The organism is Clavibacter phaseoli (genome assembly GCF_021922925.1).
GTDB lineage: Bacteria > Actinomycetota > Actinomycetes > Actinomycetales > Microbacteriaceae > Clavibacter > Clavibacter phaseoli.
In genome coordinates, this window is sequence record NZ_CP040786.1 from 97,201 (window position 1) to 120,392 (window position 23,192).

The 23,192-nt window shown below is 68.3% G+C and carries 13 protein-coding genes and 3 rRNA genes; 13 read left to right on the forward strand and 3 right to left on the reverse strand.

Annotation, left to right across the window (positions count from 1 at the left end):
• The first annotated feature begins 5 nt into the window (after positions 1 to 5).
• Together FGI33_RS00505 and guaA are read left to right on the forward strand one after the other, a co-directional pair.
• The gene (locus FGI33_RS00505; protein WP_119434539.1) at positions 6 to 551 is read left to right on the forward strand and encodes a DUF3817 domain-containing protein; all 546 of its coding nucleotides are present in this window, start codon (positions 6 to 8) and stop codon (positions 549 to 551) included.
• Positions 548 to 2,128, forward strand: coding sequence for a glutamine-hydrolyzing GMP synthase (guaA, locus tag FGI33_RS00510; protein WP_119434538.1), 1,581 nt, complete (start codon positions 548 to 550; stop codon positions 2,126 to 2,128). Before FGI33_RS00505 ends, guaA begins: the two co-directional genes overlap by 4 nt.
• A 101-nt stretch (positions 2,129 to 2,229) precedes the next feature.
• Here guaA and FGI33_RS00515 read toward each other — a convergent pair whose 3' ends face one another.
• Entirely contained in the window at positions 2,230 to 3,033 is an 804-nt protein-coding gene (locus FGI33_RS00515) for a Bax inhibitor-1/YccA family protein (RefSeq protein WP_104236007.1), read from the reverse strand.
• A 132-nt stretch (positions 3,034 to 3,165) separates the two neighbouring features.
• Between FGI33_RS00515 and FGI33_RS00520 the strand changes: the two genes are divergently transcribed.
• Positions 3,166 to 4,236 carry a glycerophosphodiester phosphodiesterase family protein gene (locus tag FGI33_RS00520; RefSeq protein WP_119434537.1) on the forward strand — a complete coding sequence of 357 codons (1,071 nt, stop codon included), beginning with the start codon at positions 3,166 to 3,168 and terminating at the stop codon, positions 4,234 to 4,236.
• A 118-nt stretch (positions 4,237 to 4,354) separates the two neighbouring features.
• A complete protein-coding gene (locus FGI33_RS00525) occupies positions 4,355 to 6,805 on the forward strand; it encodes an ATP-dependent helicase (RefSeq protein WP_237582101.1) in 2,451 nt (816 codons plus the stop codon).
• Here FGI33_RS00525 and FGI33_RS00530 read toward each other — a convergent pair.
• Together FGI33_RS00530 and FGI33_RS00535 are read right to left on the reverse strand one after the other, a co-directional pair.
• Positions 6,777 to 8,756: a hypothetical protein gene (locus tag FGI33_RS00530; protein ID WP_237582102.1), complete on the reverse strand. Its 1,980-nt coding sequence runs from the start codon at positions 8,754 to 8,756 to the stop codon at positions 6,777 to 6,779. The two genes, FGI33_RS00525 and FGI33_RS00530, sit on opposite strands and share 29 nt — an antisense overlap.
• Before the next feature lie 100 nt (positions 8,757 to 8,856).
• Entirely contained in the window at positions 8,857 to 9,678 is an 822-nt protein-coding gene (locus FGI33_RS00535; protein ID WP_119435063.1) for an oxygenase MpaB family protein, read from the reverse strand.
• Between the two features lie 247 nt (positions 9,679 to 9,925).
• Here FGI33_RS00535 and sucC point away from each other — a divergent pair, with 247 nt between their 5' ends.
• The 9 genes from sucC (at position 9,926) to ddaH (ending at position 23,184) form a co-directional block, all read left to right on the forward strand.
• Positions 9,926 to 11,089: an ADP-forming succinate--CoA ligase subunit beta gene (sucC, locus tag FGI33_RS00540; RefSeq protein WP_045530563.1), complete on the forward strand. Its 1,164-nt coding sequence runs from the start codon at positions 9,926 to 9,928 to the stop codon at positions 11,087 to 11,089.
• A 27-nt stretch (positions 11,090 to 11,116) separates the two neighbouring features.
• On the forward strand, positions 11,117 to 12,004 hold the full coding sequence (gene sucD, locus FGI33_RS00545; RefSeq protein WP_119435062.1) for a succinate--CoA ligase subunit alpha: 888 nt from the start codon (positions 11,117 to 11,119) through the stop codon (positions 12,002 to 12,004).
• 159 nt (positions 12,005 to 12,163) lie between these two features.
• Positions 12,164 to 13,444 carry a cell division protein PerM gene (locus FGI33_RS00550; protein WP_237582103.1) on the forward strand — a complete coding sequence of 427 codons (1,281 nt, stop codon included), beginning with the start codon at positions 12,164 to 12,166 and terminating at the stop codon, positions 13,442 to 13,444.
• Positions 13,445 to 13,453: 9 nt separating this feature from the next.
• Entirely contained in the window at positions 13,454 to 14,047 is a 594-nt protein-coding gene (gene purN, locus FGI33_RS00555; RefSeq protein ID WP_182478459.1) for a phosphoribosylglycinamide formyltransferase, read from the forward strand.
• A complete protein-coding gene (purH, locus tag FGI33_RS00560) occupies positions 14,044 to 15,669 on the forward strand; it encodes a bifunctional phosphoribosylaminoimidazolecarboxamide formyltransferase/IMP cyclohydrolase (RefSeq protein ID WP_119435373.1) in 1,626 nt (541 codons plus the stop codon). The genes purN and purH overlap by 4 nt, the downstream gene beginning before the upstream one ends.
• Positions 15,670 to 16,242: 573 nt before the next feature.
• A 16S ribosomal RNA gene (locus tag FGI33_RS00565) occupies positions 16,243 to 17,763 on the forward strand.
• Between the two features lie 428 nt (positions 17,764 to 18,191).
• Positions 18,192 to 21,311 (forward strand): 23S ribosomal RNA (locus FGI33_RS00570).
• Positions 21,312 to 21,429: 118 nt separating this feature from the next.
• Positions 21,430 to 21,546 (forward strand): 5S ribosomal RNA (gene rrf / locus FGI33_RS00575).
• The 16S, 23S and 5S rRNA genes sit together here, the layout of an rRNA operon.
• Positions 21,547 to 21,843: 297 nt before the next feature.
• A complete protein-coding gene (gene ddaH, locus FGI33_RS15470; protein WP_272930244.1) occupies positions 21,844 to 23,184 on the forward strand; it encodes a dimethylargininase in 1,341 nt (446 codons plus the stop codon).
• Positions 23,185 to 23,192: the final 8 nt, after the last annotated feature.

The following is a 23,192-nucleotide window of genomic DNA, read 5'->3' on the forward strand; positions in this document are numbered from 1 at the left end:
CACGCATGGCCTACGGACTCAAGCGCTCCGACGTCCCGCAGATCCGGAGGGTCCTCGGCTTCTACCGCGTCATGGCGTTCATCACCGGCGCGTTCCTCCTCCTCCTCGTCGTGGAGATGGGCATCAAGTACCTGCCCGGCTTCCAGTTCGTCGACGGATCGCTGCAGTACCTCGCCGGCGCCGGCTACGAGCTCGAGCTGAACGGGCCGTCCGGCTTCCTCGCGCTGTCGCCCGCGGACACGCTCACGGGCACGAACCTGAGCCTCCTGATCCAGATCGTCCACGGCAACATCTACGTGGTCTACCTCATCAGCGACTTCCTGCTCTGGCAGAAGATGCGCTGGTCGTTCACCCGCTTCATCCTCATCGCCGCGGGCGGCGTCGTGCCGTTCCTCTCCTTCATCGTCGAGGCGCGCATCGCCCGCCGGGTGCGGGAGACCATCGCGGAGCTCGAGGCTCCGCGCCGGAAGGCTCCCGCCGCCGACGACGACCGCGACGACGCGGATCCCCGACCCATCGACCCGACCACCACCACGGAGGCCACCACTTGAGCGTCGACAACCCCACGCAGCAGCGTCCCGTCCTCGTCGTCGACTTCGGCGCGCAGTACGCGCAGCTGATCGCCCGCCGCGTCCGCGAGGCCAACGTCTACTCGGAGATCGTGCCGTCCACGATCACGGCCGAGGAGATCCGCGCGAAGGACCCCTCCGGCATCGTCCTGAGCGGCGGCCCGTCGAGCGTCTACGAGGAGGGCTCGCCCGGCCTCGACGAGGGGATCCTCGACCTCGGCGTCCCCGTGCTCGGCATCTGCTACGGCTTCCAGGTCATGGCCCGGGCGCTCGGCGGCGAGGTCGCGCACACGGGAGCCCGCGAGTACGGATCCACCGCCGTGACGCTCACGCCGGGCAGCACCCTGCTCGACGGCCAGCCCGACGACCAGACCGTGTGGATGAGCCACGGCGACTCCGTGTCGAAGGCGCCCGAGGGCTTCGAGGTCCTCGCCTCTAGCGCGTCCACGCCCGTCGCCGCGTTCGCGAGCGACGAGCGCCGCCTCTACGGCGTGCAGTGGCACCCCGAGGTCAAGCACTCCGCGCACGGCCAGGCCGTGCTCGAGAACTTCCTGCACCGCGCCGCCGGCATCCCCGGCGACTGGAACAGCGGCAACGTCATCGCCGAGCAGGTCGAGCGGATCCGCGCCCAGGTCGGCGACGCCCGCGTCATCTGCGGCCTCTCCGGCGGCGTCGACTCCGCGGTCGCCGCGGCGATCGTGCACCGCGCGGTCGGCGACCAGCTCACGTGCGTCTTCGTCGACCACGGCCTCCTCCGCCAGGACGAGCGCCGCCAGGTCGAGGAGGACTACGTGGCCGCCACGGGCGTCCGCCTCGTCACGGTCGACGCGGCCGACCAGTTCCTCGACGGCCTCGCGGGCGTCACGGATCCCGAGGCCAAGCGCAAGATCATCGGCCGCGAGTTCATCCGGTCGTTCGAGGGCGCCGCCGAGGCGCTCGTGCTCGAGGCGAAGGCCGACGGCGAGCCGATCCGCTTCCTCGTGCAGGGCACGCTCTACCCGGACGTGGTCGAGTCGGGCGGCGGCACGGGCACCGCGAACATCAAGAGCCACCACAATGTCGGCGGCCTCCCCGAGGACCTCAAGTTCGAGCTCGTCGAGCCGCTCCGCACGCTGTTCAAGGACGAGGTGCGCGCCATCGGCCGCGAGCTCGGCCTCCCCGAGGTCATCGTGGGGCGCCAGCCGTTCCCCGGCCCCGGCCTCGGGATCCGCATCGTCGGCGAGGTCACGGCCGAGCGCCTCGAGCTGCTGCGCAAGGCCGACGCCATCGCGCGCGCCGAGCTCACGGCGGCGGGCCTCGACGGCGAGATCTGGCAGTGCCCCGTCGTGCTCCTCGCGGACGTCCGCTCGGTCGGCGTGCAGGGCGACGGCCGCACCTACGGCCACCCGATCGTGCTGCGCCCCGTCTCCAGCGAGGACGCGATGACCGCCGACTGGACGCGCCTCCCGTACGAGGTGCTCGCGCGCATCTCGAACCGCATCACGAACGAGGTCGACGGCGTGAACCGCGTCGTGCTCGACGTCACGTCGAAGCCGCCGGGCACCATCGAGTGGGAGTGATCCTCCCGCTCGCGCCGTGGACGACGAAGGCCGCTCCCTGAGGGGAGCGGCCTTCGTCGTGCTGCCGGTCCGCGGTGCTGTGCCGCGGACGGGCGGTCGCGCTAGTTGTTGCCGCGCAGGATGGCGAAGAGGCGGAGCAGCTCGACGTACAGCCACACGATGGTGACCACGAGGCCGAAGGCCGCGGTCCAGCCGTACTTGCGGGGAGCGCCGGCGCGGACGCCGCGCTGGATGAAGTCGAAGTCGAGGACCAGCGAGTAGGCGCCGAGCACGACGGCGAGCAGGCCGAAGACCACGCCGAGCGGGATGCCGAAGATCTCGATGCCGCGCACGCCCCAGGGGCTCTGGATGGCGCCGAAGGCGATGAGGGCGAAGTTCACGAGGGAGAACGCCGCGTAGGAGATGATCGCGATCATGAAGATCTTGGTCGCCTTCGCGGAGGCCCGGATCTTGCCGCTGCGGAACAGGATCAGGACGGTGGCGAAGACCGCGGCCGTGCCGAGCAGCGCCTGGGTGGCGACGCCGGGGGCGATGCCCTCGAAGACGCGGGAGATGCCGCCGACCAGCAGCCCCTCGAACGCGGCGTACGCGACGATGAGCGGGACGGACGGCTCCTTCTTGAAGGAGTTGACGAGGCCGAGCACGAGGCCGCCGATGGCGCCGAGCATCGCGAGGGGGAGGGCGAGCGGGCCCGAGAGCCACGCGACGGCGCCGAGGACGACGACGATCGCGAGCAGGCTGACCGTCTTGACGGTCGTGTCCTCGAAGGTCATGCGGTCGGTCTCGACCGGGGTCGCCGACGGGCGGTTGTAGAGCTCGTCGAGGCTCTCCGGGGTCACATCCCTCGTGGGCGTCGCACCCCGGCCGTTGAAGACCGGGTTGTTGGAGAACGTGGGGTTGGCCATGGTCCTTCTACTCTCAATGGTGGTTGAACGTGATTGACGGCCAATTTAGCTGACCAGGCTGGGAGACCCCAGGCGCTGGCCGTGTATTTCCCCAGATGAGTACGCGCTCGCCGTCCACCCGGCGCATGTAGCGTGCGCGGCGTGGATCACGCCCCTCGCCCTCGCCCCCTCGTCATCGCCCATCGCGGAGCCAGCGGCTACCGCCCCGAGCACTCCGCCGCCGCCGTGCGGCTCGGCTTCGCGCAGGGCGCGGATGCCGTCGAACCCGACCTCGTCGCCTCGTGCGACGGCGTGCTCGTCATCCGGCACGAGAACGAGCTGTCCGGCACGACCGACGTGGCCGACCGGCCCGAGTTCGCCGACCGCCGTGCCACGCGCGTCGTCGACGGCGTCGAGCGCACGGGTTGGTTCACCGAGGACATGACGTGGGCCGAGATCCGCACGCTGCGCTGCCGGGAGCGGATCCCCGCGGCCCGGCCGGACAGCGCGTCGCACGACGACCAGGAGACCGTGCTGTCCCTGCCGGATCTGCTGCGGATCATCGACCAGGAGTCGGCGCGCCACGGTCGCCCGCTCGGCATGGTCGCGGAGATCAAGCACGCCACGCACTTCGCCGCGCTCGGCATGCCGCTCGACGAGCTGCTCGCCCGCGACCTCCGCGAGCACGGCTGGGCGGACGACGCCTCGCGCCTCACGATCGAGTCCTTCGAGCGGAGCGCGCTCCTGGGCGTGCGGGCGCACGGCATCGCGGCGCGCCTGGTGTACCTCCTCGAGGGGCGCGGCGCGGCGATCGACGAGGTCGCGCGTCACGGCGAGTCCGCGGTCACGTTCGACGAGCAGCTCACCGACGCGGGGCTCGCGGCGCTCGCCGCCGAGGTGGACGGCATCAGCGTGGGCCTCGAGCGGATCTGCCCTGCCGCGGGCTTCGGCGCGGGCTCCGGTTCCGGTGGCGAGGCGGCTCCCGTCTCCGACCTGGTCCGACGCGCGCACGACGCCGGCCTCACGGTGTTCACCTGGACGCTCCGTCCCGAGAACGCGTTCCTGCCCCGGCCCCTCCGCGGCCCCGGCCCGAAGTCCGCGCACGGCGACTTCCGCGCGCACTGGGGGCGGTTCCTCGACGCGGGCGTCGACGGCGTCTTCGCCGACCACCCGGATCTCGCGGTCCGGCTCGTGGGGGAGCGGGCGGCCGCGGTCGGGCGGTAGGGCTCGGCCGCGCGATCGCTCGGCTGCTCGGCCGCTCGACGGCTCGACGGCTCGACGGCTCGACGGCCGACGGCCGCCCGGCCGCGCGTCGGGGGCAGCGCCTAGGATCGATGCCGACATGAGTGCCGACCCCGCCGCCCTTTCCCGCTCCAGCACGCCGATCATCCTCGACGGCCGGTCGGGCGCCGACGGCGGGCCGGGAGCCCCGGAGGATCCGCTCCTCGAGGGCCTCAACCCGGAGCAGCGGGAAGCCGTCGTGTACCGAGGTCCGGCCCTCCTCATCGTCGCGGGCGCCGGGTCGGGCAAGACGCGCGTGCTCACCCACCGCATCGCGAGCCTCATCGAGTCCCGCGAGGCGTGGCCGAGCCAGATCCTCGCCATCACCTTCACGAACAAGGCCGCCGCCGAGATGCGCGAGCGCGTGGAGTCGCTGCTCGGGCAGGCGTCCGAGGGCATGTGGATCTCGACCTTCCACTCCGCGTGCGTGCGCATCCTGCGACGCGAGGCGGAGGCCTTCGGATTCACGCAGAACTTCACCATCTACGACTCCGCCGACAGCCGCGTGCTCATCAAGCGGATCATCAAGCAGCTCGACGCGGACACGCTCGGCTTCACGGTCTCCTCGGTCTCCGGCCGCATCTCGAAGCTCAAGAACGAGCTGTCGGACGCGGACACGTTCGCGCGCACGGCGAACTTCAACGACCCGGCCGAGGCCATGTTCGTGGAGATCTTCCGGCAGTACACGCGCTCGCTCGCGGCTGCCAACGCGTTCGACTTCGACGACCTCATCGGCCAGACCGTCTACCTCTTCCGCGCCTTCCCCAAGGTCGCGGCGCTCTACCAGCGGCGCTTCCGGCACGTCCTGGTGGACGAGTACCAGGACACGAACCACGCCCAGTACTCGCTCATCCGGGAGCTGACGCGCGCGGTGGCACCCGACGACGTTCCGGTCGACACGCGCATGTCCACGAACGGCATGGGCGGGATCGACGGCGCGTCGCTCACCGTGGTGGGTGACAGCGACCAGTCCATCTACGCGTTCCGCGGCGCCGACATCCGCAACATCACCGAGTTCGAGCGCGACTTCCCGCAGTCGAAGGTCGTGCTCCTCGAGCAGAACTACCGCTCGACCCAGAACATCCTCACCGCCGCCAACGCCGTCATCTCCAACAACTTCGACCGCAAGGACAAGAAGCTGTGGACGTCCATCGGCGACGGCGACAAGATCGTCGGCTTCACCGGGTACTCGGGGCACGACGAGGCGCAGTTCGTCGCCGACGAGATCCAGAAGCTGCACGAGGAGGGCACCGCCTACTCCGAGATCGCCGTCTTCTACCGCACCAACGCGCAGACGCGCGCGCTCGAGGAGATCCTCATCCGCTCGGCCGTGCCCTACCGGATCATGGGCGGCACGAAGTTCTACGAGCGGGCCGAGATCAAGGACGCGATGGCGTACCTGATCGCGGTCGCGAACCCCGCGGACGTGCTGGCCCTGCGCCGCATCCTCAACACCCCGAAGCGCGGCATCGGGCCGGCCACGGAGACGGCCCTCGCCAACTTCGCGGAGTCGCACGGGGTCACGTTCCGCGAGGCCATGCGTCGCGCGTCCGAGCTGGGGCTCGGGCCCAAGGTGACGCAGGCGATCCTCGCGCTCTCGCGCATGCTCGACGAGGTGGCGCTGCTGCTGGACCCCGATCGGCCGGAGGGGCGCACGACGGTCGGCGACCTGGTGACCACCCTCCTGGAGAAGAGCGGCCTGGTGCAGGCGCTCCGGGCGAGCAAGGACGCGCAGGACGAGGCCCGCGCGGAGAACGTCGAGGAGCTCGTCGCCGTCACCAAGGAGTTCTCCCGCAACAACCCCGAGGGCCAGCTCGTGGACTTCCTCACCGAGGTCTCGCTCGTCGCCGCGGCGGACGAGCTCGACGACTCGAGCGGCACCGTGTCCCTGATGACCCTCCACACGGCGAAGGGCCTGGAGTACGACTCGGTCTTCCTCACCGGCGTGGAGGAGGACCTCCTGCCGCACCGTATGTCGGCCAACGAGCCCGGCGGCCCGGCGGAGGAGCGCCGCCTGTTCTACGTCGGCATCACGCGCGCCCGCCGGCGCCTCTTCATCTCCCTGGCGATGACGCGGGCGCAGTTCGGCGAGGTCAACGTGGCCATGCCCAGTCGGTACCTGCAGGAGATCCCGGCCGAGCTCATCGACTGGAAGCAGTCGCCCGGCATGGCCACGTCGCGGGGCGGCACCCAACCGCGTGCCCTCAACGCGCGGCGGGAGGGCGGAGGGTACGGCGGTCGATCCCGCTCCTCGAGCGGCTTCGAGGATCCGGCCCTGCCGCCGCCCCCGCGCCCGAAGACCCAGTGGGCCAACACGGTGACCGGGCAGGTGCGCGACAACGGCGACCTCGAGCTCGCGTTCGGCGACCGCATCCGCCACACCGACTTCGGCGACGGCCGGGTCACCGGCGTCACGGGCGAGGGGCGCAAGCGCATCGCCGAGGTGCAGTTCGACGGGCCCGCGGGTCGCAAGCGGCTGCTCATCAAGATCGCGCCCATCGAGAAGCTCTAGCCGGCGAACGGCGCCGTCCGGCTCGTCGCGCGCCGATGCCGACAGCGCCCAGCGCGCCGATGGACGCCGCGGCGCACGCGAGCGCCGGAGCGCCCACACGTGCCGTCCCGCCGGAGCCCGGCATGTCGACCCCGGGAGCGCCGCCCGTCATCGCCAGCTGCGCGTGCCCGGGTGACGCGGGGCGGTCGCCGGCGGGCGTGCTCACGTGGAAGGTCTCGGCCGCGTGCGCCGCGTGGTCGGAGAACGGCGCGATGGCGGCGCCGTCCGCCTCCCCGGCGGGACGGCCCGGGCTGTCGAGGACGGCGACGTACCACCCGGGCGCCGCGACGCGCATGCAGGGTGTCGTCACGTCGCCGTCATCGGCGATGGCGACGTCCGCCCCTGGCGCATCCGCGCCCCCGCCACCGGGGACGGCCACCGTCTGTCCCTCGGCCGGCGCGGTCGCGAACGGACCCACGACGCGGACGTGCACGGGGACGGGGCCGACCCCGACGAACCACGTCGTGCGCAGCGTGTCGGTCTGGCAGCCGCCGGTCGGGATCTCCGGGGATCCGATGGTCGTCGTGATCCGCGGCGGCTGCGGCACCTGCGTCGTCTCGGTGGCGGCGCCGAAGGTCGATCGCCACGGCAGCACGCGCGCCCGTCCGGCCGCGACCGGGGTGTCGTCGGGCGAGATGGTCTCGACCCAGGCGTAGAAGCCGCCGGCGGGGAGGCGGCAGGCGGGCGAGGTGTAGTCGCCCGGTCCGCGGTCGACGCGCGTCATGACCTCGCAGACCTGCGGGGCGCCGGCGGGGACCTCATCGCGTTCGGGACCGACCTGCTCGGGGAACGGTCCGAGGAGCCTGCTCCGGACGACGACCGGCACAGGTACCAGGCTCCCGTCGCCCTGGCGGGCGAGCCCCCAGCCGTCGGAGGTAGCCGGCCTCCCGTGGTCGGCTGGCGCCGCGGGATCGGCGGACACCCGGAGCGCGTCCGCGAGCTCGTCGCCGACCGCGGCCACGGCCCGCGACGTCCGCGTGACGACGCGCGGGGCGAAGGGGAGCGGGCTCGGTGCGTGGGCGTCCGCCTGCGCGTCGGCGCGCGCATCCGCGGGTCGGGCCAGGATCATCCGCTGCGACGCACCGCCGTCGCCCACCGCGTCGAGGGCGTCGCCGTACGGGAGGGAGGCGAAGACGGCGCTCGCCGTCACGTGCAGCGCCGCGGAGGCTCCCGTCGCCCGGATCGGCACCGCGGTGCCGTTCGCCACCTGCGCGGTCGTGGTCCCGTCGTCGAACGCGGCGCCGTCGAGCGTGACGGTCCCCGTCTGGGAGCCGGCCGGCACGTCCGTCGGCCCGGTGGCGACGAGGTCGGCGCGCAGGTCGAGGCGCACGCTCCCCGTCCCGTCGTCCGCGAGCGCCACGGTCGCGGCAGCGGTCACCGAGCGCGAGGCCCCGGACGCCGCCTCCGCGAGCATGTCGTGCGCTCGGGACTCGACGATCTCCGCGTGGTCGCCGGCGCGGGCCGCGTACCAGGACAGGTCGTGGGCGCCGAGGCCGGTGATGCTCCAGGTCGCGAGCTGTCCCGCCGCGGCGGTGTCGGGATCGGCGGAGCCCGCCCAGCGCCGGGAGATGTACGCGAGCCGCGCCCGGTCGTCGGGCGTCGCGCCCGTGTCCTCCACCGGGGAGTATTCGTGGCCGGGCGGCCCGGCGAGCCCGACGTCGATGCAGAAGCCGAGCCGGCCGTCGTCCATCCGGTACGAGCCCAGCCATCGGCCGTCCGATCCCGACGCGTGGCCGACGCCGTGGGACACCGCGCTCAGCGCCTGCGCGGGAGGCACGGCGCTCGCCGCGAGCCCGAGCCCGAGGCCGACGCCCGCGATCGCCGAGACGAGCCGTGCGGCGTGCGGCCGCCGTGCCGGGCGGTCACGCCGCGGAGAGGAGGAGGGGCGGGTGGTCGAGGGGATCCGTGTCATGGGCGCACAGTGCGTCCCGGGGCGTCCCGACGCGGGGCACCCGCCGGGAGCCGGGGACGGGATCCGCGACCGCGCGCCTGTGCAGGAGCGGCCGGGCGGGCTACGCGGCGGCGCGGCGGCGGTACCTGCGCGTGATCACGGAGCGCGGCGCCTCCCTGGCGACGCGCGGCATCACGCGGTACACGGCGAGCACGGGCGCGAGGAGACGCCGGCAGCGGCGCTCGAGCCGCGCGTCCCACCGCATCCCGAACCCCGCCCGTATCCGCGGCGGCAGCAGCCCCGCCGTCACGAGCGCGACGAGCGGCAAGACCGCCCGGACCACCGGCGGCGCGCCCCGTCCGTCCAGCAGCGTCCGCGCGATCCGACGGGCGTCCGACGTCGGCTCGAGCGTCGCGATCCGCTCGTCCCAGTACGCGCGGAACGCCGCGCGGTCCGCGGGCCACATCCCCTCCGGGACCTGCAGCGCCGTGCCGAGGACCGCGTACTGCCGGTGGATCCTGTCGGCGGCCTCGTCGGGCAGCGGCCCGAAGCACAGCTCGAACATCGTGATCGCGGACTGGTAGACCGTCGCCGCCACCCAGAGCTGCAGCCCGGGATCGTAGGCGGAGTAGGCCGGCGCCGAGCCGTCGGCCGCGGGGACCGCCGACCGGACCGGCGCGTGCGCCCGGCCGACGATCCGCCGAGCGCGCGCGACCTCGTCGGGGGAGCCGAAGACGACCGCGTAGATGTAGCCGAGCGTGCCCTCGAGCCGGTCGAGCGGTCGCGACGCGAAGTCGCTGTGCTCGGCCACGCCGCGCGCCACGGCCGGCTCGGCGACCTGGAGCAGGATCGCCCGCGCTCCCGCCGCCAAGAGGACCCCCTCGCCCGCGATGTCCCGGATGGATCCGCCCGGCCGACGCGCGGGATGCGTCCTCGGCCTCATCCGCCCAGTCTCCCTCCCCAGGCCGCCGATCGCGCGTCGGCGCACGGTCCTGGCGCACCCGGACCGGTCCACCCGCGACCCGATAGGCTCTCCACGGTCGTCGACGCGGCGGGCCGGCCCACGGAGGTGGGCGGCGGGCGCGTCGACCAGCCGCAACACACCGGGTGCCGCCACCAGACGGTCGTGGCACCGCAGCCTCGAACGACGCACGTAACCGCCTGGCGCGGGTGCGGATGGGATGACACGCGTGGATCTTTTCGAATACCAGGCCAGGGACCTCTTCGAGTCCTACGGCGTCCCGGTCCTCCCGGGGATCGTCGCCGACACCGCCGAGGAGGTGCGCGCCGCGGCCGAGAAGCTGGGCGGCACCGTCGTCGTGAAGGCGCAGGTGAAGACCGGAGGCCGTGGTAAGGCCGGCGGCGTCAAGGTCGCCCAGAGCGCCGACGCGGCGCACGAGGCGGCGCAGTCCATCCTCGGGCTCGACATCAAGGGCCACACCGTGCACCGCGTGATGGTCGCGGCAGGCGCCCGCATCGCGCAGGAGTTCTACTTCTCGATCCTCCTCGACCGCGCCGAGCGCTCGTACCTGTGCCTCGCCAGCTACGAGGGCGGCATGGAGATCGAGGAGCTCGCGGTCACCCGGCCCGAGGCGCTTGCCCGCATCGAGATCGACCCGGTCGCCGGCATCGACGCCGCCAAGGCCGAGGAGATCGCCCGCGCCGCGTCGTTCCCCGAGGAGCTCATCGCCAAGGTCGCGCCCGTCTTCGAGCGCCTCTGGTGGGTCTACCGCGACGAGGACGCGACGCTCGTCGAGGTCAACCCGCTCGTCCTCACGGAGTCGGGCGACATCATCGCCCTCGACGGCAAGGTCACGCTCGACGAGAACGCCGGCTTCCGCCACGAGGGCCACGCCGCCCTCGAGGACGCGGCCGCGGCCGACCCGCTCGAGGCCAAGGCCAAGGAGTCGGACCTCAACTACGTCAAGCTCGACGGCCAGGTCGGCATCATCGGCAACGGCGCGGGCCTCGTCATGTCGACGCTCGACGTCGTCAGCTACGCCGGCGAGCAGCACGGCGGCGTGCGCCCCGCGAACTTCCTCGACATCGGCGGCGGAGCGTCGGCCGAGGTCATGGCCGCCGGCCTCGACGTCATCCTCGGCGACGAGCAGGTCACGAGCGTCTTCGTCAACGTCTTCGGCGGCATCACGTCGTGCGACGCGGTCGCGAACGGCATCGTCGGCGCGCTCGACAAGCTGGGCGACGCCGCCACCAAGCCGCTCGTCGTCCGCCTCGACGGCAACAACGTCGAGGAGGGCCGCCGCATCCTCGAGGAGCGCGCGCACCCCCTCGTCACCGTCGTCGGCACCATGGACGAGGCGGCCGACAAGGCCGCCGAGCTGGCCGCCGCTTAACTCCCGAGAGAGAACAGGAACACGAACATGTCGATTCTTCTCGACGAGAACAGCAGGATCATCGTCCAGGGCCTCACGGGCTCCGAGGGCACCAAGCACGCGGGCCGCATGCTCGCAACCGGCAGCAAGGTCGTCGGCGGCGTCAACCCGCGGAAGGCCGGCAGCACGGTCACCATCGAGGGCGTCGAGCTCCCGATCTTCGGCTCCGTCGCCGAGGCCATGGCGGAGACGGGTGCCGACGTGTCGGTCATCTTCGTGCCGCCGGCCTTCGCCAAGAGCGCCGTGGTGGAGGCGATCGACGCCGCCATCCCGCTCGCGGTCGTCATCACCGAGGGCATCCCCGTCAAGGACTCGGCGGAGTTCTGGTCGCACGCCAAGAGCACCGGCGGCACGACCCGCATCGTCGGCCCGAACTGCCCCGGCATCATCAGCCCCGGCAAGTCGAACGCCGGCATCATCCCCGCCACCATCACGGAGGCCGGCCCCATCGGCCTCGTGTCGAAGTCGGGCACGCTCACGTACCAGATGATGTTCGAGCTGCGCGACCTCGGCATCTCGACCGCCATCGGCATCGGCGGCGACCCGATCATCGGCACCACGCACATCGACGCCCTCGAGGCGTTCGAGGCCGACCCGGAGACGCGCGCCATCGTCATGATCGGCGAGATCGGCGGCGACGCCGAGGAGCGCGCGGCCGAGTACATCAAGGCCCACGTCACCAAGCCGGTCGTCGCGTACGTCGCGGGCTTCACCGCCCCCGAGGGCAAGACGATGGGCCACGCCGGCGCCATCGTCTCCGGCGGCAGCGGCACGGCCCAGGGCAAGAAGGAGGCCCTCGAGGCCTCGGGCGTCAAGGTCGGCAAGACGCCGACCGAGACGGCCAACCTCCTCCGCGAGGTCTTCGCCGCCCTGTAGCGACGACGCGCTCGCGAGCGCACGACGACGGCCCGCATCCCGGTGGATGCGGGCCGTCGTCGTGCCCGGGTCCTCCACACGCGGATCGGCCCGCGGATGCCCCGGCGCGCCCGTCGCCGCACGGGTCGCGCAGGGCCCGGCCGGTAGGGTCGTCGAGGCATGAACCGACACGCAACCGCCCTGTTCGCGGCACTCGAGGCGCTCCTGGTGGTGGGGGTCGGCGTCGCCCTGCCCCTCGTGCCGCTCACCGCGCTCTGGGCTGGCCAGTACGACCTGCAGATCGACTGGGGCGTCTTCGCGCGCACGGCCGTCGACCTGTGGCTCCTCGGGCACGGCGTGCCGCTCACGGCGTCGCTGGATCCGTCGCTCGCCTCGTCCCTCGGCCTCCCGGGCGTCGACGCGCCGTTCGCGCTCACGCTCGCGCCGCTGGGCTTCGCGCTGCTCACGCTCCTCCTCGGGACCCGCGCCGGCCGCCGCATCGTCGAGACCGACCACCCCGGCGTCGGCGCGGTCTCCGCCGTGGCCACGACCGCCGTGCTGTCCCTCGGCCTCGCGCTCGCGGCACAGCACGAGGGCGTCTCCCCGGCCGTCGGGCGCGGGGTGATCCTGCCCACCCTGGTCCTCGCGCTCGGCCTGCTCGTCGGCGGGATCGCGCGCGCCGATCGCGCGCGGGCCGCCCGGTGGTGGGCGTCCCTGTCCTCCGGCCGGGCTGCCGGCGTCGTCCGCGGCGCGCGGGACGCGCTCGACCGCCTGCCGGACGGCGCGGCCTCCGTCGCCGCCACGGCCGTCCGCGGGGGAGCGGCCGCGGCCTTCGGGGTCGTCGCGATCGCCGCCGTGGTCGTCGCGGTGCTGCTCGGCCTGCAGTACGCGACCGTCATCACCCTGTACGAGACGCTGCAGACGGGGATCGTCGGCGGCGTCGCCCTCACGCTTGCGCAGATCGCGCTCCTGCCGAACCTGATCGTGTGGGCGGCGTCGTGGCTGCTCGGACCCGGCTTCGCGCTCGGCACCGGGTCGTCCATCTCGCCGCTCGGCACGACCGTCGGCCCCATCCCGTCCGTGCCGGTCCTGGGCATCCTGCCGCAGGGTGCGTTCGACCTCGGCTACCTGGGGATCCTCGTCCCGGTCGTCGTCTCCTTCGTCGCCGCGGTCGCGCTGTCCCCGCGGGTCGCGCGGATCCCCGAGCCCGAGGCGCGACGCTGGCCGTGGTTCCTCGTCTCGGGTCTCGGCATGGGCGTCGTCGGCGCCGTGGTGCTCGCCCTGCTGGCGGTCATCTCCGGGGGCGCCGCCGGACCCGGACGCCTGGCCGACGTGGGGCCGGCGGCCGGCTGGATCCTCCTCGCCGCGTTCCTCGAGATCGGCGTCGCGTCGGTGGCGGGCATGTTCGTGTCCGGCCTGATGGCCCCCCTGGTCCGGCGCAGCCCCGAGGGACGCGGATAGGCTGTGCGGGTGCTCAACGTGGTCGTCCTCATCTCCGGCAGCGGGACCAACCTCCACGCCCTCCTCCAGGCGGCCGACCACGCGGACTACCCCGCCCGGGTGATCGCGGTGGGGGCCGATCGGGACGCCGACGGGCTCGCCTTCGCCGAGGAGCGGGGCATCCCCACCTTCACCGTCCCGTTCGCGAGCTTCCCCGACCGTGCCGCGTGGGGCGACGAGCTCGCGGCGGCCATCGCGGGCTGGGAACCCGACCTGGTGGTCCTCAGCGGCTTCATGCGCCTGCTCCCACCGCGGGCCGTCGCGGCCTTCGCGCCCCGCATCGTCAACACGCACCCGGCGTACCTGCCGGAGTTCCCCGGGGCGCACGCCGTCCGGGACGCCATCGCCGCCGGGGCCACGAGCTCCGGGGCGTCCATCATCGTCGTCGACACCGGGGTCGACACCGGGCCGGTGCTCGCGCAGGAGCGCGTGCCCGTGGAGCCGGACGACACCGAGCACACCCTGCACGAGCGCATCAAGGTCGTGGAGCGCAGGCTCCTCGTCGACACGGTGCGCGCCATCTCCCTCGGCACCATCGACCTCAAGGAGCTGTCCCCGGCATGAGCGGACCCCGTCACGACCCGTCCCTGTTCCGCGATCGAGACGGCATCGAGGTGGCTCGCGCCCTCGTCTCCGTCAGCGACAAGACCGGGCTGCTCGAGCTGGCCCAGGTGCTCGCGGAGGCCGGGGTCGAGATCGTCTCCACCGGATCCACGGCCAGCACCATCGCCGAGGCGGGCTTCCCCGTCACCCAGGTGCAGGACGTGACCGGGTTCCCGGAGTCCCTCGACGGGCGCGTCAAGACGCTGCATCCCGCCGTGCACGCCGGTCTGCTCGCCGACCTCCGGCTCGAGTCGCACGAGGTGCAGCTCGCGGAGCTCGGCATCTCGCCGTTCCAGCTCGTGGTCGTGAACCTCTACCCGTTCGTCGAGACGGTCGCTTCGGGAGCCCCGGCGTCGGACGTCATCGAGCAGATCGACATCGGCGGGCCCGCCATGGTGCGGGCGTCGGCCAAGAACCACGCGAACGTGGCGATCGTCGTGTCCCCGTCGAGCTACGACGAGGTGATCCAGGCCGTGCGATCCGGGGGGACCACCCTCGCGCAGCGGCGGCGCCTCGCGGCCGCGGCGTTCGCGCACACGGCCGACTACGACCGCGCGGTCGCGGACTACTTCCGGTCCACGGTCGTCGGGGAAGGACCCTCCGAGTCGGGCGGCTCCTCCTGGCCCGCGAGCTGGGACGTCGCGGGCGAGCTGGCCCAGGTGCTCCGGTACGGCGAGAACTCGCACCAGGACGCGGCGCTCTACCGACGGCCGGACGGCGCCGGCATCGCCCAGGCGACGCAGCTGCACGGCAAGGAGATGTCGTACAACAACTTCGTCGACGCGGATGCCGCGGTGCGCGCCGCCTACGACTTCGCGGAGCCGGCGGTGGCCATCATCAAGCACGCGAACCCCTGCGGCATCGCCGTCGCGGCGCCCCGCGCGGTCGACGCGATCGCCGCCGCGCATCGCAGCGCGCACGACTGCGATCCCGTCTCGGCCTTCGGGGGAGTGATCGCGGCGAACCGCACCGTCACGTTGGGGATGGCGGAGACGGTGAAGGAGATCTTCACCGAGGTCCTCGTCGCGCCCGGGTTCGACGACGACGCGCTCACCCTGCTGAAGACGAAGAAGAACCTCCGGCTGCTGACGCTCCCCGAGGGGTACCACCGCGAGGACCTCGAGGCGCGCCAGATCTCGGGCGGCTACCTCGTGCAGTCCGGCGACGCGTTCCCCACGGACGGCACGCGACTTTCGGCCACCTGGACCCTGGCCACCGGGGAGCCCGTGGACGAGCAGACGCTCGCGGACCTCGAGTTCGCGTGGAAGGCCTGCCGGGCGGTGAAGTCGAACGCGATCCTGCTCGCCCACCACGGTGCGTCCGTCGGCGTGGGGATGGGCCAGGTCAACCGCGTGGACTCGTGCCAGCTCGCCGTGCAGCGCGCGGGCGACCGCGCCTCCGGGTCGGTGGCCGCGTCCGATGCGTTCTTCCCGTTCGCCGACGGGCTGCAGGTCCTACTCGACGCCGGGGTCCGCGCGGTGGTCCAGCCCGGGGGATCGGTGCGCGACGAGGAGGTCGTCGAGGCGGCCCGCGCCGCCGGCGTCGCCATGTACTTCACGGGCGAGCGCCACTTCTTCCACTGATGCGCGCGGCGGCGGTCCCCGGGACCGCCGTCACGCCGTCCGCGGGAGGCTGTCGCGACACGCCCGGGATGCGGGTTGTTTTGCGGGGGTGGGGTGGTCCGCGTAATGTCTCCTCTTGTCGCCGGAACGGGCGGGAAGCGAAAAGCTTCCGGAGCTGTTCTGGCGGGTGATGATCCTGGTGAAACAGAAGTTGCCGCGGCTTACGGGTTGCGTGTTTACCATCAACTGAGCTAGGGTCTGATTCTGCTTCCGACGTGAGTGCTGGGCCTTCTGGTCTGGATCACTCCCACGGGGAGCGGTGGAGTGTGAGCTCCGATGGCTGGCTGTGATGGTCGGTGTCGGGAGCGTCCGTTCCTTGAGAACTCAACAGCGTGCACAATGTCAAATGCCAAATACCCGTTGCGGGTGTCCTTCGGATGCTCGTTTCGGATTCCTTTGGAATACATTTAAACAAACAAGCAAGTCAGTAATGATTTGTTCTGTCGGTTTCAAACTTGCTGGTTCGTGTTCGATTCCCGTTCACGTCCGGCTTTAGATGTGCCGGCTGCTTTCGGGTGGTCGTGCGTTTAAGCATTTATGGAGAGTTTGATCCTGGCTCAGGACGAACGCTGGCGGCGTGCTTAACACATGCAAGTCGAACGGTGATGTCAGAGCTTGCTCTGGCGGATCAGTGGCGAACGGGTGAGTAACACGTGAGTAACCTGCCCCCGACTCTGGGATAACTGCTAGAAATGGTAGCTAATACCGGATATGACGACTGGCCGCATGGTCTGGTCGTGGAAAGAATTTCGGTTGGGGATGGACTCGCGGCCTATCAGGTTGTTGGTGAGGTAATGGCTCACCAAGCCTACGACGGGTAGCCGGCCTGAGAGGGTGACCGGCCACACTGGGACTGAGACACGGCCCAGACTCCTACGGGAGGCAGCAGTGGGGAATATTGCACAATGGGCGCAAGCCTGATGCAGCAACGCCGCGTGAGGGATGACGGCCTTCGGGTTGTAAACCTCTTTTAGTAGGGAAGAAGCGAAAGTGACGGTACCTGCAGAAAAAGCACCGGCTAACTACGTGCCAGCAGCCGCGGTAATACGTAGGGTGCAAGCGTTGTCCGGAATTATTGGGCGTAAAGAGCTCGTAGGCGGTTTGTCGCGTCTGCTGTGAAATCCCGAGGCTCAACCTCGGGTCTGCAGTGGGTACGGGCAGACTAGAGTGCGGTAGGGGAGATTGGAATTCCTGGTGTAGCGGTGGAATGCGCAGATATCAGGAGGAACACCGATGGCGAAGGCAGATCTCTGGGCCGTAACTGACGCTGAGGAGCGAAAGCATGGGGAGCGAACAGGATTAGATACCCTGGTAGTCCATGCCGTAAACGTTGGGAACTAGATGTGGGGACCATTCCACGGTCTCCGTGTCGCAGCTAACGCATTAAGTTCCCCGCCTGGGGAGTACGGCCGCAAGGCTAAAACTCAAAGGAATTGACGGGGGCCCGCACAAGCGGCGGAGCATGCGGATTAATTCGATGCAACGCGAAGAACCTTACCAAGGCTTGACATATACCGGAAACATGCAGAGATGTGTGCCCCGCAAGGTCGGTATACAGGTGGTGCATGGTTGTCGTCAGCTCGTGTCGTGAGATGTTGGGTTAAGTCCCGCAACGAGCGCAACCCTCGTTCTATGTTGCCAGCACGTAATGGTGGGAACTCATAGGAGACTGCCGGGGTCAACTCGGAGGAAGGTGGGGATGACGTCAAATCATCATGCCCCTTATGTCTTGGGCTTCACGCATGCTACAATGGCCGGTACAAAGGGCTGCGATACCGTAAGGTGGAGCGAATCCCAAAAAGCCGGTCTCAGTTCGGATTGAGGTCTGCAACTCGACCTCATGAAGTCGGAGTCGCTAGTAATCGCAGATCAGCAACGCTGCGGTGAATACGTTCCCGGGCCTTGTACACACCGCCCGTCAAGTCATGAAAGTCGGTAACACCCGAAGCCAGTGGCCTAACCGCAAGGGAGGAGCTGTCGAAGGTGGGATCGGTGATTAGGACTAAGTCGTAACAAGGTAGCCGTACCGGAAGGTGCGGCTGGATCACCTCCTTTCTAAGGAGCATGTGCACCTCTCCTCTGTATACAGGGAGATCAAGGGTGCCAAGTCACGCGTCAGGCGTATGTCCTGGCGGTGGCGCTCATGGGTGGAACATTGACATTGATGCCGGCTGATGTGTCGGGCTGCTAGTACGCCTCCCTGTGGGGTGGGAACGTGGTTCGGTGTGTCGAGGGCATGTTGCACGCTGTTGGGTCCTGAGGGACCGGGCCGCACCTTTTGGGTGTGTCTGGTTTCTTGTCGGACCCTTTCCGTCGTCCTGTTGTGGATGGTGGTGGGGTACCGCCCGTATATTGAGAACTACACAGTGGACGCGAGCATCTTAGATTCACCGGTTTTCCGGTGGATCACAAAGATCTATTTATAGATCATTGGTCAATTCTGTCTCCTCTAGGGGGAGGCGAAACGATTCAATCTCATGTGATTTCAAGATTCTAAGAGCAAACGGTGGATGCCTTGGCATCTGGAGCCGAAGAAGGACGTATAAATCTGCGATAAGCCTCGGGGAGCTGATAATAGAGCTTTGATCCGAGGATCTCCGAATGGGGAAACCCCGCCAGGCCCTTTGGGTGACCTGGTGACTCCCGCCTGAATATATAGGGCGGGTAGAGGGAACGTGGGGAAGTGAAACATCTCAGTACCCACAGGAAGAGAAAGCAAAAGCGATTCCGTTAGTAGTGGCGAGCGAAACCGGAAGAGGCCAAACCGATCATGTGTGATATCCGGTAGGAGTTGCATGGTCGGGGTTGTGGGACTTTCCGTACAGTTCTACCGAGCTGTGAGGGCAATGAGCGCGATATAGACGAATGGTCTTGAAAGGCCAGTCATAGAGGGTGCGAACCCCGTAGTCGAAATGTCGTCGCCTGTCCGGAGAGTATCCCAAGTAGCACGGGGCCCGAGAAATCCCGTGTGAATCTGTCAGGACCACCTGATAAGCCTAAATACTCCCAGATGACCGATAGCGGACAAGTACCGTGAGGGAAAGGTGAAAAGTACCCCGGGAGGGGAGTGAAATAGTACCTGAAACCGTTTGCTTACAAACCGTTGGAGCACCCTTGTTGGTGTGACAGCGTGCCTTTTGAAGAATGAGCCTGCGAGTTAGTGATATGTGGCGAGGTTAACCCGTGAGGGGCAGCCGTAGCGAAAGCGAGTCTTAATAGGGCGTATGAGTCGCATGTTCTAGACCCGAAGCGAAGTGATCTATCCATGGCCAGGTTGAAGCGACGGTAAGACGTCGTGGAGGACCGAACCCACTTCAGTTGAAAATGGAGGGGATGAGCTGTGGATAGGGGTGAAAGGCCAATCAAACTTCGTGATAGCTGGTTCTCTCCGAAATGCATTTAGGTGCAGCGTTGCGTGTTTCTTGCCGGAGGTAGAGCTACTGGATGGACGATGGGCCCCAAAAGGTTACTGACTTCAGCCAAACTCCGAATGCCGGTAAGTGAGAGCGCAGCAGTGAGACGGTGGGGGATAAGCTTCATCGTCGAGAGGGAAACAACCCAGACCACCATCTAAGGTCCCTAAGCGCGTGCTAAGTGGGAAAGGATGTGGAGTTGCATAGACAACCAGGAGGTTGGCTTAGAAGCAGCCACCCTTGAAAGAGTGCGTAATAGCTCACTGGTCAAGTGATTCCGCGCCGACAATGTAACGGGGCTCAAGCACGCCACCGAAGTTGTGGCATTTATATTATAGGCAGGCCTTCGTGGTCCAGCCGTATGGATGGGTAGGAGAGCGTCGTGTGGCCAGCGAAGCGGCGGTGTGAACCAGCCGTGGAGGCCACACGAGTGAGAATGCAGGCATGAGTAGCGAAAGACGGGTGAGAAACCCGTCCTCCGAAAGACCAAGGGTTCCAGGGCCAGGCTAATCCGCCCTGGGTAAGTCGGGACCTAAGGCGAGGCCGACAGGCGTAGTCGATGGACAACGGGTTGATATTCCCGTACCGATGAAGAACCGCCCAAGACAATCCAGTAATGCTAAGTGTCTGAATCCTTGATTCGATCCCTTCGGGGTGACGGTCTTGGCCTAGCACACGACCCTACGCTGGGGCGTTTAGCGTATTAACAGGTGTGACGCAGGAAGGTAGCTGAGCCGGGCGATGGTTGTCCCGGTCTAAGGATGTAGGGCAGAAGATAGGCAAATCCGTCTTCTATGTAGCCTGAGACCCGATGGGTAGTCCTCACGGACGAAATCAGTGATCCTATGCTGCCGAGAAAAGCATCGACGCGAGGTTCCAATCGCCCGTACCCCAAACCGACTCAGGTGGTCAGGTAGAGAATACTAAGGAGATCGAGAGAATCGTGGTTAAGGAACTCGGCAAAATGCCCCCGTAACTTCGGGAGAAGGGGGGCCTGAGGCGTGTAGGGATTTACTCCTGAAGCGTTTGAAGGCCGCAGAGACCAGTGGGAAGCGACTGTTTACTAAAAACACAGGTCCGTGCTAAGTCGCAAGACGATGTATACGGACTGACGCCTGCCCGGTGCTGGAAGGTTAAGAGGAACGGTTAGTCCGCAAGGGCGAAGCTGAGAATTTAAGCCCCAGTAAACGGCGGTGGTAACTATAACCATCCTAAGGTAGCGAAATTCCTTGTCGGGTAAGTTCCGACCTGCACGAATGGCGTAACGACTTCCCAGCTGTCTCAACCGCGAACTCGGCGAAATTGCACTACGAGTAAAGATGCTCGTTACGCGCAGCAGGACGGAAAGACCCCGTGACCTTTACTACAGCTTGGTATTGGTGTTCGGTGTGGCTTGTGTAGGATAGGTGGGAGACTTTGAAGCTCGGACGCTAGTTCGGGTGGAGTCATTGTTGAAATACCACTCTGGTCACTCTGGATATCTAACTTCGAACCGTAATCCGGTTCAGGGACAGTGCCTGGTGGGTAGTTTAACTGGGGCGGTTGCCTCCTAAAGAGTAACGGAGGCGCCCAAAGGTTCCCTCAACCTGGTTGGTAATCAGGTGTCGAGTGTAAGTGCACAAGGGAGCTTGACTGTGAGACTGACAAGTCGAGCAGGGACGAAAGTCGGGACTAGTGATCCGGCAGTGGCTTGTGGAAGCGCTGTCGCTCAACGGATAAAAGGTACCTCGGGGATAACAGGCTGATCTTGCCCAAGAGTCCATATCGACGGCATGGTTTGGCACCTCGATGTCGGCTCGTCGCATCCTGGGGCTGGAGTAGGTCCCAAGGGTTGGGCTGTTCGCCCATTAAAGCGGTACGCGAGCTGGGTTTAGAACGTCGTGAGACAGTTCGGTCCCTATCCGCTGCGCGCGTAGGAAATTTGAGAAGATCTATCCCTAGTACGAGAGGACCGGGATGGACGAACCTCTGGTGTGTCAGTTGTTCCGCCAGGAGCACCGCTGATTAGCTACGTTCGGAACGGATAACCGCTGAAAGCATCTAAGCGGGAAGCCGGCTTCGAGATGAGATTTCCATCCCTTTTAGGGTGAAGGCTCCCGGCTAGACTACCGGGTTGATAGGCAGGATGTGGAAGCGAGGACTAAAGACTCGTGGAGCTGACCTGTACTAATAAGCCGATATCTTGAAAACACTTTGCTTGCGTCCACTATGTGGTTCCCGATATACGGTCGGGTATCAATTGAACAACCAGCTTGACTGGTCGGTTCATCACAGATTTCATGCCCCTTGTGGGGTGTGTATGGGATGTTTCGGCGGCCATAGCGAGAGGGAAACGCCCGGTTACATTCCGAACCCGGAAGCTAAGACTCTCAGCGCCGATGGTACTGCAGGGGGGACCCTGTGGGAGAGTAGGACACCGCCGGACTTAACTTGAGAATGATCGGGGAGGCCCGTCGCACATCGTGCGGCGGGCCTTCCTGCGTTAACGGCCGCAACGAGCGAGAACCGGGCGGCGATAGCCGGCCGCACAGTGTGGCGTCGGCTCGAGGAGCCATCAGTCGTGGCCGGAATGCCCAGCGCGGCGTGCAAGGATCCGCTCCGACTTACCGAACGTCGACGTCGTCGTGATCCATGAGGAGGGGACTGTCGCCCGTCCGGTCACGGCGTGCCTGTCAGCCCCCTCACATGCCGGTCATAAGCCCTGGCGTTATCGTCGTGATCCGTGACCGAATCCCGCGAGAACGACAGCACGCCCGGCCAGCCCCGAGACACCGACCACGGTGACGCGTCGACGACGTCGACGACGTCGTCGATGAGCGACAAGCCCACGGCGCGTCCCTCTCGGGCGAGGGCGACCGGCCTCCCGCTCGGGAGGGCGCTGTCCGCTGCCCTCGTCTCCGCCGGCGTCTCCGCGATCCTCGGACTACTCTTCAGCGTCCTGACTCTCTTCAGCGCCAACCAGCCGGGGGCGGCTGTCCTGGTCACCCTCCTCGACTACTGGACGGTGCACACCCTGGTGGCGTTCGTGCTCCTCGCCGCGCTCGCGGGGGTCGGCATCCACCGACGCCTGTGGACGTCCATCGTCGGCTCGGTGGCGGCTGCCGTCGTCGGAGCGCTCACCGGCAGCCTCGTCGGCGCGATGGGGCAGGGCGCCACCATCAGCGGGGACATCGTGGGCCCGCTGCTCGAGACGCTCCTCGGTCTCAACCTCATGTTCGTGCTCGGGGTGTCGCTGGCGTCCGTCCTCCTCGGCCGGCGTCTCTGGATTCGGCTCGGCGGGGCGGGAGGCCACGAGGTGGCCCAGGAGCGCGTGGCGCTCGTGCGCATTCCGTCCTCGCGCCTCGCTGAAGGCGAGCTCACGCACCTGGACCGCCGTCCGGTCGACGCCGAGCTCGCCGACCAGCAGTGGGAGCGGTACGTGCTCGCGCTCGAGGAGGGCGGATGGTCCACGCGCGAGGTGCCGCCGGCCGACGACCACCCCGACTCGGTGTTCGTGGAGGACGCCGTGCTGGTCCTCGGCACCACCGCGGTCCTGCTCACTTCCGGGGCGGACTCCCGTCGCGGAGAGCGCACCGGGGTGGAGCGGGCGCTCGAGGGCATGGACCTCGAGGTGACGTCCATCGACCTGCCCGCGACCATCGACGGCGGAGACGTCCTCGAGGTCGGTCGCACCCTCTACCTCGGTTCCAGCAGCCGGACCAACGCCGCGGGCGTCCAGCGGCTGCGCGAGATCGCGCGTCCCCTCGGCTACACCGTGGTCGGCGTCCCGGTCACCCGGACGCTGCACCTCAAGTCGCAGGTGACGGCGCTCCCGGACGGCACGGTCATCGGGTACGAGCCCCTGGTGGACGCGCCGCGGCTGTTCCCCTCGTTCCTCCCCGTGCCGGAGGCGGAGGGCACTGCGGTCGTCGCGCTCGACGACGACACGCTGCTCGTCTCGGCTGCCGCGCCCCGCACGGCGGAGGTGCTGCGCGGCCTCGGCTACGAGATCGTCGCGGTCGACATCAGCGAGTTCGAGAAGCTCGAGGGCTGCGTCACCTGCCTGTCGGTCCGCATCGGCTGATCCCGGCG

Coding starts and splice junctions, on each gene's coding strand:
- FGI33_RS00515 (WP_104236007.1), bottom strand. CDS start 3,033: ATGGCCAACCCCACGTTCTCCAACAACCCGGTCTTCAACGGCCGGGGT.
- purH (WP_119435373.1), top strand. CDS start 14,044: ATGAGCGGACCCCGTCACGACCCGTCCCTGTTCCGCGATCGAGACGGC.
- FGI33_RS00525 (WP_237582101.1), top strand. CDS start 4,355: ATGAGTGCCGACCCCGCCGCCCTTTCCCGCTCCAGCACGCCGATCATC.
- FGI33_RS00550 (WP_237582103.1), top strand. CDS start 12,164: ATGAACCGACACGCAACCGCCCTGTTCGCGGCACTCGAGGCGCTCCTG.
- FGI33_RS00535 (WP_119435063.1), bottom strand. CDS start 9,678: ATGAGGCCGAGGACGCATCCCGCGCGTCGGCCGGGCGGATCCATCCGG.
- sucD (WP_119435062.1), top strand. CDS start 11,117: ATGTCGATTCTTCTCGACGAGAACAGCAGGATCATCGTCCAGGGCCTC.
- FGI33_RS00505 (WP_119434539.1), top strand. CDS start 6: ATGGCCTACGGACTCAAGCGCTCCGACGTCCCGCAGATCCGGAGGGTC.
- FGI33_RS00530 (WP_237582102.1), bottom strand. CDS start 8,756: ATGACACGGATCCCCTCGACCACCCGCCCCTCCTCCTCTCCGCGGCGT.